This is a genomic window from Dactylosporangium darangshiense (genome assembly GCF_039537565.1).
Classification (GTDB): domain Bacteria; phylum Actinomycetota; class Actinomycetes; order Mycobacteriales; family Micromonosporaceae; genus Dactylosporangium; species Dactylosporangium darangshiense.
The window spans coordinates 1-13,150 of sequence record NZ_BAABAT010000097.1 but is presented as its reverse complement, the minus strand read 5'-3'; the positions used below and the strand labels follow the sequence as shown (position 1 = coordinate 13,150).

Below are 13,150 nucleotides of genomic sequence, written 5' to 3'. Positions count from 1 at the left end.
CCGGGTGTGGTGGCGCCGGTGGTGGTGCCGGTGGATCGGGGTGTGCGGTTGCCGTTGTCGTTTGCGCAGCAGCGGTTGTGGTTCCTGGCGCAGCTGGAGCCCGACTCGATCGAGTACAACATGCCGACCGCCATTCCCCTCGAAGGCGACCTGGACGTCGAGGCGCTGGCGGCCGCGTTGGGTGGCTTGGTGGCGCGGCACGAGGTGCTGCGGACGCGGCTGGTGGCCGGTGCGGACGGCGTGCCGTACCAGGTGATCGATCCGGCGCCGGAGCGGTTCGAGCTGCCGGTGGTGGATGTGTCCGAGGTGGGGGCTTGGCTGGCGTCCGATGGTCGGGTGCCGTTCGATCTGGCGGCCGGTCCGTTGTTCCGGGCGACGCTGCTGCGGGTGGCGGCGGACGCGCACGTGCTGGCGTTGGCGATGCATCACGTGGTCGGCGACGAGTGGTCGAGCGGGATTCTCCGCGACGAGCTGGCCGCGTTGTATGCGGGTGCGGAGCTTCCGGCGTTGCCGGTGCAGTACGCGGACTATGCGGTGTGGCAGCGGCAGTGGATGTCGGGCGAGGTCTTGGAGGGCCAGCTCGGGTTCTGGCGGGAGGCGCTGGCGGGTGCGCCGGTGCTGGAGCTGCCGACGGACCGGCCGCGCCCGCCGGTGCGCTCCACCGAGGGTGCCGTGCTCGAGTTCGCCATCCCGGCCGGCGTGGCGGACGGTCTGCGGCGGGTGGCTCGCGACGCGGGCGTGTCGATGTTCATGACGTTGCTGGGCGCCTTCACGACGCTGCTGCACCGGTACTGCGGCCAGGACGACATCGTGGTCGGCACGCCGATCGCGAACCGGAACCGGGCCGAGGTCGAGGGCCTGATCGGCTTCTTCGTCAACACCCTTGTCCTGCGCACGGATCTGTCCGGCGACCCGACGTTCGGCGAGCTGTTGGGCCGGGTCCGGTCGCGGACGCTGGCCGCGTACGCCCACCAGGACCTCCCGTTCGAGCAGCTCGTCGACGAGCTCGGCGTGGACCGCGACCGTTCCCGCACGCCGCTGTTCCAGGTCATGTTCAACTACGTTGCCGCCGACACCGAGGACCCGATCGCCGAGGGCGTCACGCCGCCGCGGGCGGTGCCGGCGCTGTTCGACCTGACGCTCTCCCTGGGGGAGCGGGCGGGCGGGCTGGGCGGCGCCGTCGAGTACTCCACCGCCCTGTTCGACGCCTCGACTGTGCGGCGGCTGGTCGGGCACCTCACGACCCTGCTACGGGCGATCGCGACCCGGGCCGATGACCGGCTGTCCACGCTGCCCGTGCTGACCGCGGCGGAACTCGAGACGGTGCGAACCTGGGCCGGCGACGCCGTCGCGCCGCCGTCCCGGGGCGGGATCCACGACCGCATCGCCGAGCGCGCCTCCCTGGCGCCCGCGCGGACCGCTGTCGACGCCGGCGGCGCGGCGCTGACGTACGGCGAGCTCGAGGAGCGGGCCGACCGGCTGGCCCACCACCTGCGCGACCTCGGCGTGGGCCCCGAGTCGGTGGTCGGGCTGTGCCTCGCGCGCGGCATCGACGTCGTCGTGGCCGTCCTGGCGGTGTGGAAGGCCGGCGGGGCATACCTGCCGCTGGACCCCGCCTATCCGGCCGAGCGGCTGGAGTACATGATGGCCGACGGCGGCGCCGAGGTGCTGATCGGCCACCGCGCGGTCGCGCCGGCCCCGCCCGGCGGCGCCGTGACGGTGTGGCTCGACGACCCGGCCACCGCGGCCCGGATCGCCGCCCGCCCGGCCGGAACCCCGGCGGTGACCGTGGAGACCGACGGCCTCGCCGCCGTGATCTACACGTCCGGCTCCACCGGCCGGCCGAAGGCGAGCCTCATCGCGCACGGGTCGCTGCTGGCGTTGTACGCCGGCTGGTCCCGGGCCCACTTCCCCGACGGCGCCGGCTACCGGTGGCTGTCGCTGGCCAACACCAGCTTCGACGTGTTCACCGGCGACCTCGTGCGGGCGCTGTGCTCCGGCGGCACGCTCGTCCTCGGCGACCCCGGCGCCCAGCTCGAGCCGGCCGGGTTCGCCCGGCTGCTGCGCGAGCGGCGGATCGAGGCGCTCGAATGCGCGCCGCGGTACGTCGACGACCTCACCGAGCACCTGGCGGCCGCCGCAACTGCGCTCCACGCGCTGCGGCTGCTGGTCGTCACGACCGACGTGTGGCGGGCCCCGTCGGCGCGCCGGACCCGCCGGGTGCTCGGCCCGGACGTGCGGCTGCTGACCGCGTACGGCGTCACCGAGGCGACGATCGACTCGACCTACGGCGACCCGGCCGGCGCCGGCGCGGCAGACGGGCCGGCGCCGATCGGCGGACCGCTGCCCGGAACCCGGCTCCACCTGCTCGACCGGTGGCTGAACCCGGTCCCGGCGGGCGTGACCGGCGAGCTGTACATCGGCGGACCCGGCGTCACCCGCGGCTATGGCGGGCGACCGGAACTCACCGCCGAACGGTTCGTGGCCGATCCGTTCAGGGCCGACGGATCCCGTTTGTACCGCACCGGCGACCGCGCCCGCTGGCGGCCGGACGGCCAGCTCGAATTCCTCGGCCGGGCCGACGCGCAGGTGAAGGTCCGCGGTTTCCGGGTCGAGCCCGGCGAGATCGAGGCCGCCCTGAGCGCCCATCCCGGGGTCGCCGCCGCGGTCGTCGTCGCCGACGCCGGCCAGGACCGCCTGGTCGCCTACGTCGTGCCGGTCGCCGAAGTGCCGGCCGTGGAGGAGCTTCGCGCGTGGCTGCGGGCGCGGCTTCCGGAGTTCATGGTGCCGGCGGTGTTCGCGGAGCTGGCGGCGCTGCCGCTGACGCCGAACGGGAAGGTGGACCGCGCCGAGCTGGGCGGCGCCCGGCTGGAGCTGACGAGCGGGTTCGTGGAGCCTGCGGGGCCGACGCAGGAGGCGCTGGCCGGGATCTGGGCCGAGCTGCTCGGCGTGGAGCGGGTCGGCGCCGCCGATGACTTCTTCGCGCTGGGCGGGCACTCGCTGCTGGCGACCCAGGTCGTGTCACGGGTGCGGGTGGCGTTCGGGCTCGAGGTACCGGTGGCGGCGATCTTCGACGCGCCGACCGTGGCCGGGCTGGCCGCCGTGATCGACGGCGCGGCGCCCGGGGATGCGGCGCCGCCGATCGTGCCGGTGGACCGCGGCGGCCCGCTGCCGCTGTCGTTCGCGCAGCAGCGCCTGTGGTTCCTCGCCCAGCTCGACCCCGCCTCGATCGAGTACAACACGCCGACCACGATCGACCTGGCCGGTGAGGTCGACGTCGAGGCGCTGGCGGCGGCACTGGGCGGCCTCGTGGCGCGGCACGAGGTGCTGCGCACGCGGCTGGTGGCCGGCGCCGACGGCGTGCCGTACCAAGTGATCGATCCGGCGCCGGCGCGGTTCGAGCTGCCGGTGGTGGACGTGTCCGGGGAGCCGGACCCCGTCGCGGCGGCGCGGGCGTGGCTCGCGGCCGACGGCCGGGTAGCGTTCGATCTGGCGGCCGGGCCGCTGTTCCGGGCGACCCTGGTGCGGGTGGCGGCCGACGATCACGTGTTGGCGCTGGCGATGCACCATGTGGTCGGCGACGAGTGGTCGGCCGGCATCCTTCGCCACGAGCTCGGCGCGCTGTATGCCGGCCGGGAGCTTCCGGCGCTGCCGGTGCAGTACGCGGACTTCGCGGTGTGGCAGCGGCGTTGGCTCTCCGGCGAGGTGCTCGAGGGCCAGCTCGGCTACTGGCGGGAGACGCTGGCCGGGGCGCCGGTGCTGGAGCTGCCGACCGACCGGCCACGGCCGGCCCAGCGCAGCAGCGACGGGGCGGCGGTCAGCTTCGTGGTGCCGGCCGACGTCGTCGCGGGCGTGCGGGCAGTGGCCCGCGACGCCGGCGCGTCGATGTTCATGACGCTGCTGGGCGCGTTCACGGTGCTGCTGGGCCGGTACTCGGGCCAGGAGGACGTCGTGGTCGGCACGCCGATCGCGAACCGGAACCGGGCCGAGATCGAGGGCCTGATCGGCTTCTTCCTCAACACCTTGGTCCTGCGCACAGATCTGTCCGGCGACCCGACATTCGCGGAGCTGCTCGGCCGGATCCGGGAGCGGACCCTGGCCGCGTACGCCAACCAGGACCTGCCCTTCGAGCAGCTGGTCGACGCGCTGGGCGTCGACCGGGACCGCTCGCGCACGCCGCTGTTCCAGGTCCTGTTCAACTATGTCACCGACGACGGGCCGGCGCCGGACGTCGACACCGCGGACCCGACGCCGGTGCCCGTGAAGTTCGACCTGTCGGTGTCCCTGGCCGAGGTCGGCGGCGTGCTGCTCGGTTCGGTCCAGTACTCGACGGCGCTGTTCGACGACGCGCGGATGGCGCGTTTGGTCGGCCATCTGCAGCGGCTGCTGGCCGGTGTGGCGCTGGGCGTGCGCCTCTCCGAGGTGCCGGTGTTGACGTCGGTGGAGTCGGCGGATCTGGCGGTGTGGTGCGCGGGCGATCCGGTGTTGCCGTGGTCGGGTGGTGTCGGTGCGCAGATCGCTGGTTGGGCGGTGGCGGATCCGGATCGGGTGGCGGTGCGGTGCGGTGATGTGGTGCTCACGTATGGGGTGTTGCGGCGGCGGGTGTTGGGTTTGGCTGGGCGGTTGCGTGGGTTGGGTGTGGGTGCGGAGTCGTTGGTTGGTCTGTGTGTGGAGCGTGGGGTTGATGTTGTGGTGGCGGCGTTGGCGGTGTGGGAGGTCGGCGCGGGTTATGTGCCGTTGGATCCGGATCAGCCGGTGGCGCGTTTGTCGTACATCGTGGCGGATTCGGGGTTGCGGGTGCTGGTCGGTCATCGGGGTTGTGCGGAGCCGCTGGCTGGGATGGTGGCGTCGACGTTGTGGCTGGATGAGGCCGGCACTGACGTCGATGTTGTGTCGGGTTCGGTGGTGCCGGGTGGTGTGGCGTATGTGATGTATACGTCGGGTTCGACGGGTCGGCCGAAGGGTGTGGCGGTTTCGCACGGTGCGTTGGCGGCGTTTGTGGCGGCGATGTTGGCGCGGCCGGGGTTGTCGGCGGGTGATGTGGTGTTGGCGGTGACGACGTTCGGGTTCGACATTGCTGGTTTGGAGTTGTTCGGCCCGTTGACGGTTGGTGGTGGGGTGGTGGTGGCTGATCGTGCGGCGGTGCGTTCGCCGGCGTTGTTGGCGGATCTGTTGGGTGGGGTGTCGGTGATGCAGGCGACGCCGGCGACGTGGCGGATGCTTCTGGATGATGGTTGGTCGGGGCGGGCTGGGTTGCGGGTGTTGTGTGGTGGTGAGGCGTTCCCTGCCGGCCTGGCTGCGGAGCTGGTGTCGCGGGTGGGTGAGGTGTGGAACATGTACGGCCCGACGGAGACGACGGTGTGGTCGTCGTGTGACCGGGTTGTTGATGTGGTGACGTTGGGGTCGCCGATTGCGGGGACGTGTTGGTATGTGGTGGATCGGTGGGGTGGTCAGGTGCCGGTTGGGGTGCCGGGTGAGTTGTGGATTGGTGGTGCTGGTGTCGCGCGGGGCTATCAGGGGCGGCCGGGGTTGACGGCGGAGCGGTTTGTTGCGGATCCGTTTGCTGGTGATGGTGGGCGGTTGTATCGGACTGGGGATGTGGTGGTGTGGCGGGCGGATGGGCGGTTGGAGTTTGTGGGTCGGGCGGATGCGCAGGTGAAGGTGCGTGGGTTCCGGATTGAGCCGGCGGAGATTGAGGCTGTGTTGCGGGAGTGTGCGGGGGTTGCTGCGGCGGTGGTGGTGGCGGTTGATGGGCGGTTGGTGGCGTATGTGGTGTCGGATGGTGAGGCTGTGTTGTCGGTGGTGGGGTTGCGGGGGGTGGTGCGGGAGCGGTTGCCGGAGTACATGGTGCCGGCGGTGTTTGTGGAGTTGGTGTCGTTGCCGTTGAACGCGAACGGGAAGGTGGATCGGCGGGCGTTGCCGGCGCCGGATGCGTCGCGGTTGGCGTTGGTGGAGGGGTTCGTGGCTCCTGCGGGTCCCGTGCAGGAGGTGTTGGCCGGGGTTTGGGCGGAGTTGTTGGGGGTGGAGCGGGTCGGGGCGGTCGACAATTTCTTCGCGTTGGGTGGGCATTCGTTGTTGGCGACGCGGGTGGTGTCGCGGGTGCGGTCGGTGTTTGGCGTTGAGGTGCCGGTGGCGGCGGTCTTTGATGCGCCGACCGTTGCGGGTCTTGCGGGTGTGATTGAGGCGGCGGCGCCGGGTGTGGTTGTGCCGCCGATTGTGCCGGTGGAGCGCGATGCGCCGCTGCCGTTGTCGTTTGCGCAGCAGCGGTTGTGGTTCCTGGCCCAGTTGGAGCCGGACTCGGTCGAGTACAACCTGCCAGCGGCGATTCCGTTGGAGGGTGATCTGGACGTCGAGGTGCTGGCGGCCGCGCTGGGCCGGCTTGTCGCCCGGCATGAGGTGTTGCGGACGCGGCTGGTCGCCGGTGCGGATGGTGTGCCGTATCAGGTGATCGATCCGGCGCCGGAGCGGTTCGAGCTGCCGGTGGTGGATGTGTCCGGGGCGCCGGGCGGAGTGGAGGCGTGGCTGGACGCGGATGCGGCGGTGCCGTTCGATCTGGCGGCGGGGCCGTTGTTCCGGGCGACGCTGCTGCGGCTGAGCGGCGACGAGCACGTGCTGGCGTTGGCGATGCATCACGTGGTCGGCGACGAGTGGTCGGGCGGGATTCTGCAGGATGAGCTGGGCGCGTTGTACGCCGGCGCGGAGCTGCCCGCGTTGCCGGTGCAGTACGCGGACTTTGCGGTGTGGCAGCGGCGGTGGCTGTCGGGTGAGGTGCTCGATGGCCAGTTGGGGTTCTGGCGGGCGGTTCTGGCGGGTGCGCCGGTGTTGGAGTTGCCTACGGATCGGCCGCGCCCGGCGGTGCGCTCGACCGAGGGCGCGGTGATCGAGTTCGGGATCCCTGGCGCGATCGTCGACGGGCTACGGGCGGTTACCCGTGATGCCGGAACGTCGATGTTCATGACATTGTTCGGGGCGTTCGCGACGCTCCTCGGCCGGTACTCGGGCCAGGACGACATCGTCGTGGGCACGCCGATCGCGAACCGGAATCGGGCCGAGATCGAGGGCCTGATCGGCTTCTTCGTCAACACCCTCGTGCTGCGCACCGATCTGTCGGGCGATCCGACCTTTGTGGAGCTGCTGGCCCGGGTGCGGGAGCGGACCCTGGCCGCGTACGCGCACCAGGATCTCCCGTTCGAGCAGCTCGTCGACGCTCTGGACGTGGACCGGGACCGGTCGCGAACGCCGCTGTTCCAGGTCCTGTTCAACTTCGTGGCGGGTGACGGCGCCGAGACCGCGATCGAGGGCGTCTCGCAGCCGCAGGCGATGCCGGTCAAGGTCGATCTGTCGGTGTCGTTGAGCGAGGCCGGCTCGGGCCTGGTCGGCGCGGTGCAGTACAGCACGGTCTTGTTCGACGCAGAGCGGATGGTCCGGCTGGTCGGCCACTTCGTAGAGCTGCTGTCGGCGATCGTCGCGGCGCCGGACAGCCGGTTGTCGCTGGTGCCGGTCTTGACCGACGTCGAGCGCCGCGAGTTGCAGGTTTGGAATGCCTCGGCCGCGCCGGTGCCGGCGGTGGGTGCGGTGCATGAGCTGATCGCGGAGCGGGTGGCGGCGGATCCCGGCGCGGTGGCGGTGCGTTGCGGCGACGACGCTCTCACCTATGGCGAGTTGTGGGGTCGTTCGGAGCTGTTGGCGAGGCAGCTGTGTGGGCTTGGTGTGGGTCCGGAGTCGGTGGTCGGTCTGTGTCTGGACCGCGGCGTGCAGTTCGTGGTCGCGGTCCTTGCTGTGTGGCGTGCCGGTGGTGCGTATCTGCCGATGGATCCCGGCTATCCGGCCGAGCGGCTGGCGTTTATGGCCGCCGACGGTGGTGCGTCGGTGGTGTTGGGCGAGCGTCCGGTGGCGGCGGAATTGGCGGCGGCCGGTGTTGCGGTGACGTGGTTGGAGGACCTCGACGGGTCCTCGACCGCCGAGTTGCCGACGGTCACGGGCGCCGAAGCGGCGTATGTCATCTACACGTCGGGTTCGACCGGTGTGCCGAAGGGTGTGGTGGTTGGTCATCGCGGTTTGGTGAACCTGGTGACGCGGCTGGCGCCGGAGTTCGGGATGGCACCTGGCCGCGTAGTGCTGCAGTTCGCGTCGTTCGGGTTTGACGCGGCGGTGCTGGATGTGGCGGTGACGTTGTCGGGCGGTGGCACGTTGGTGATCGCGGCTGGTGTGCAGCGCTCGGAGCCGGCCCGGTTGGCGGGTCTGATCCGAGCGGAGCGGGTCCAGGTGGCCAGCGTCGTGCCGTCGCTACTGTCGCAGCTCGACCCCGAGCAGGTTCCTGGCGTTGACACGTGGGTGGTGGGTGCCGAGCGGCTCAGCGCTGACCTTGCTGGTGTGTGGGCGGGGCGTTCGCGTCTGGTGAATACGTATGGTCCGACTGAGGCGACGGTGATGAGTACTGCCGGTTTGGCGGTGGTGGATGGTTCGGCGCCGCCGATCGGGTCGGTGTTGGGCAATGTGCGGGTGCAGGTGTTGGACCGGTGTTTGCGGCCGGTTCCGGTCGGGGTGCCTGGTGAGCTGTTCATCGGCGGTATGGGTGTGGCTCGCGGGTATGCGGGCCGTTCCGAGTTGACCGCGGAGCGGTTTGTCGCGGATCCGTTCTCTGGTGATGGCGGTCGGTTGTACCGCTCTGGAGATGTGGTGCGGTGGCGCGGCGACGGTCGGCTGGAGTTTGTGGGCCGGGCGGATGCGCAGGTGAAGGTCCGTGGGTTCCGGATCGAGCCGGGTGAGATCGAGGCCGTGCTACGCGAGCACGCAGCGGTGGCCGACGCGGTTGTGATCGCCGATGGTGATGAGGCGGACCGTCGGCTGGTCGCCTACCTGGTGCCCGCGGATGCCGGTGTTGGTGTGCCTGGGGTTGAGGTGTTGCGGAGTTGGGTCGGTGCGCGGTTGCCGGAGTTCATGGTGCCGGCGGTGTTTGTGGAGCTCGCGTCGCTGCCGTTGAACGTCAACGGGAAGGTGGATCGGGCGGCGTTGCCGGCTCCGGATGCGGCTCGGTTGGATCTGGTGGAGGCGTTCGTAGCTCCTGCGGGTCCGGTGCAGGAGCTGCTGGCCGGGATCTGGGTGGAGTTGCTCGGGGTGGAGCGGGTCGGGGCCGTCGACAACTTCTTCGCGCTGGGTGGGCATTCGCTGCTGGCCACTCAGGTGGTGTCGCGGGTGCGGGCCGCGTTTGACGTTGAGGTGCCGGTGGCGGCTCTGTTCGACGCGCCGACGGTGGCCGGTCTCGCGGCGGTGATCGAGGCGGCGACGCCGGGTGCGATCGCGCCGCCGATCGTGCCGGCCGGCCGCGACGGGTTGCTGCCGTTGTCGTTCGCGCAGCAACGGCTGTGGTTCTTGGCGCAGCTGGAGCCGGACTCCGTCGAGTACAACATGCCGGCCGCCATCCCGTTGGAGGGCGACCTGGACGTCGAGGCGCTGGCGGCCGCGCTGGCTGGGCTGGTCGCCCGGCACGAGGTGTTGCGGACGCGGCTGGTGGCCGGCGTGGACGGGGTGCCGTATCAGGTGATCGACCCGGCGCCGGAGCGGTTCGAGCTGCCGGTCGTGGACGTCTCCGGGGAGTCGGATCCAGCCGCGGCGGCCGATGCGTGGCTGGCGGCGGACCGGGCGGTGCCGTTCGATCTTGCGGCCGGGCCGTTGTTCCGGGCGACGCTGGTGCGGGTGGCGGCGGGCGAGCACGTGCTGGCGCTGGCGATGCATCACGTGGTCGGCGACGAGTGGTCGGGCGGCATCCTGCAGGACGAGCTGGCCACGTTGTATGCCGGTTCGGCGCTGCCGGCGCTGCCGGTGCAGTATGCGGACTTTGCGGTGTGGCAGCGGCGGTGGCTGTCCGGTGAGGTCCTCGAAGGGCAGCTCGGCTACTGGCGGGAGGCGCTGGCCGGGGCGCCGGTGCTGGAGCTGCCGACGGATCGGCCGCGCCCGGCGGTGCGCTCGACCGAGGGCGCCGAGGTGAGGTTCGGCATCCCGGCGCACGTCGTCGATGGGCTGCGAGCCGCCGCGCGGGACTCGGGCGCGTCGATGTTCATGACGTTGTTCGGGGCGTTCGCGACGCTCCTCGGCCACTACTCGGGCCAGGATGACATCGTCGTGGGCACGCCGATCGCCAACCGGAACCGGGCCGAGATCGAGGGCCTGATCGGCTTCTTCGTCAACACCCTTGTCCTGCGCACCGACCTGTCGGGCGATCCGACCTTCGTGGAGCTGCTGGACCGGGTCCGGTCGCGGACCTTGGCCGCGTACGCCCACCAGGATCTCCCGTTCGAGCAGCTCGTCGACGAGCTGGGAGTCGTCCGGGACCGGTCGCGAACGCCGCTGTTCCAGGTGCTGTTCAACTTCGTGGCGGGTGACAGCGGCGACGTGCCGGTCGAGGGTGTGACGGCGCCGCGGGCCATGCCGGCGAAGGTCGATCTGTCGGTGTCGTTGAGCGAGGCCGGCTCGGGCCTGGTCGGCGCGGTGCAGTACAGCACGGTGCTGTTCGACGCCGAACGGATGGTCCGGCTGGTCGGCCACTTCGTGGAGCTGCTGTCCGCGGTGGCGGCGGACTCCGCCGGCCGCCTGTCGGAGCTGCCGGTGCTGACCGAGGTGGAGCGGGCGGCGTTGACGGGGTGGACGGCGCCGGTGGCGGCGCTGCCGTCGGTGAGTGGCGTCCCGGAGCTGATCGCCGAGCGGGTGGCGACGGATCCCGGCGCGGTGGCGGTGCGCTGCGGGGACGACGTGCTCTCCTACGGCGAGTTGTGGGGTCGATCAGAGCAATTGGCGCGACAGCTGCGTGGGCTCGGCGTGGGTGCCGAGTCGGTGGTAGGCCTTTGCCTGGACCGCGGCGTGGAGTTCGTGGTCGCCGTGTTGGCGGTGTGGCGTGCCGGTGGTGCGTACCTGCCGATGGATCCCGGCTACCCGGCCGAGCGGTTGGCGTTCATGGCCGCCGATGGTGGTGCCTCGGTGGTGCTGGGTGAGCGTCCGGTAGCGGCGGGGCTCGCAGCGGCCGGTGTTGCGGTGACGTGGTTGGAGGACCTCGACGGGTCCTCGACCGCCGAGTTGCCGGCGGTTACGGGCGCGGGGGCGGCGTATGTGATCTACACGTCGGGTTCGACGGGTGTGCCGAAGGGTGTGGTGGTCGGTCACCGCGGTTTGGTGAACCTGGTGACGCGGCTGGCGCCGGAGTTCGGGATGGCACCTGGCCGCGTAGTGCTGCAGTTCGCGTCGTTCGGGTTTGACGCGGCGGTGCTGGATGTGGCGGTGACGCTGTCCGGCGGTGGCACGTTGGTGATCGCCTCCGGTGTGCAGCGGTCCGAGCCGGCCCGGTTGGCGGGTCTGATCCGGGCGGAGCGGGTTGGTGTGGCCAGTGTGGTGCCGTCGCTGTTGTCGCAGCTCAACCCCGAGCAGGTTCCTGGCGTCGATACCTGGGTCGTCGGGGCGGAGCGGCTCAGCGCCGGCCTTGCGGGGAAGTGGGCGGGGCGTTCGCGCCTGGTGAATACGTATGGTCCGACCGAGGCGACGGTGATGAGCACGGCTGGTGTGACCGTGCTGGACGGCTCGGCGCCGCCGATCGGATCGGTGCTGGGCAACGTGCGGGTGCAGGTGCTGGACCGGTACTTGCGGCCGGTCCCGGTCGGCGTACCCGGCGAGCTGTTCATCGGCGGCATGGGTGTGGCTCGCGGGTATGCGGGCCGGGCGGAGCTGACCGCGGAGCGGTTCGTCGCGGATCCGTTCTCCGGCGACGGCGGACGGTTGTACCGCTCCGGGGACGTGGTGCGGTGGCTCGGCGACGGCCGGCTGGAGTTTGTGGGCCGGGCCGACGCGCAGGTGAAGGTCCGCGGGTTCCGGATCGAGCCGGGCGAGATCGAGGCCGTGCTACGGGAGCATCCGGCGATCGCCGACGCGGTCGTGATCGCCGACGGCGACGAAGCGGACCGGCGGCTGGTGGCGTATCTCGTGCCGGCGGACCGGGCGGCCGGCCTGGCGGGCGTGGAGCAGCTGCGCGGGTTCTTGCGGGATCGGTTGCCCGAGTTCATGGTGCCGGCGGTGTACGTGGAGCTGGCGTCGCTGCCGCTGAACGTCAACGGCAAGGTCGACCGGGCCGCGCTGCCGGCCCCGGATGCGGCCCGGCTGGACCTGACCGGGGAGTTCGTCGCCCCGGTCGGGCCGGTGCAGGAGGTGCTGGCCGGGATCTGGGCAGAGCTGCTGGGCGTGGAGCGGGTCGGCGCCGGTGACAACTTCTTCGCGCTGGGCGGGCACTCGCTGCTGGCCACCCAGGTGGTGTCGCGGGTGCGGGCGGTGTTCGACGTCGAGGTACCGGTGGCGGCGTTGTTCGACGCGCCAACGGTGGCCGGTCTCGCCGGGGTGATCGAGGCCGCGACGCCGGGCGACATCGCGCCGCCGATCGTGCCGGTCGGCCGGGACGAGCTGCTGCCGTTGTCGTTCGCGCAGCAGCGGCTGTGGTTCCTGGCGCAGCTGGAGCCGGACTCCGTCGAGTACAACATGCCGGCCGCGATCGCGCTGGAAGGCGACGTGGACGTCGAGGCGCTGGCGGCCGCGCTGGCCGGGCTGGTCGCCCGGCACGAGGTGCTGCGGACGCGGCTGGTCGCGGGCGCGGACGGCGTGCCGTACCAGGTGATCGACCCGGCGCCGGCGCGGTTCGAGCTGCCGGTCGTGGACGTCTCCGAGGAGTCGGACCCGGCCGCGGCCGCCGATGCGTGGCTGGCCGCGGACCGGGTCGTGCCGTTCGACCTGGCGGCCGGGCCGCTGTTCCGAGCGACGCTCGTGCGGGTCGCGGCGGACGAGCATGTGCTGGCGCTCGCGATGCACCACGTCGTCGGCGACGAGTGGTCGGCCGACATCCTGCAGGATGAGCTGGGCGCGTTGTACGCCGGCTCGGAGCTGCCCGCACTGCCGGTGCAGTACGCCGACTTCGCCCTGTGGCAGCGCCAGTGGCTGACCGGCGAGGTCCTCGAAGGGCAGCTCGGCTACTGGCGGGAGGCGCTCGCCGGTGCGCCGGTGCTGGAGTTGCCGACGGATCGGCCGCGGCCGCCGGTGCGCTCGAGCGAGGGTGCCGCGCTGGAGTTCAGCGTTCCGGCGGAGATCGTCGACGGGCTGCGGGCGGTTGCCCGGGATGCGG

Annotated in this window: 1 protein-coding gene; it reads left to right on the top strand. The window is 71.7% G+C overall.

Translation table 11 applies throughout. From position 1 onward, the window contains the following. Positions 1 to 30 precede the first annotated feature (30 nt). Positions 31 to 13,150 (top strand): amino acid adenylation domain-containing protein (locus tag ABD901_RS57010; RefSeq protein ID WP_345144491.1); only part of this gene is annotated, 13,120 nt, incomplete at its 3' end.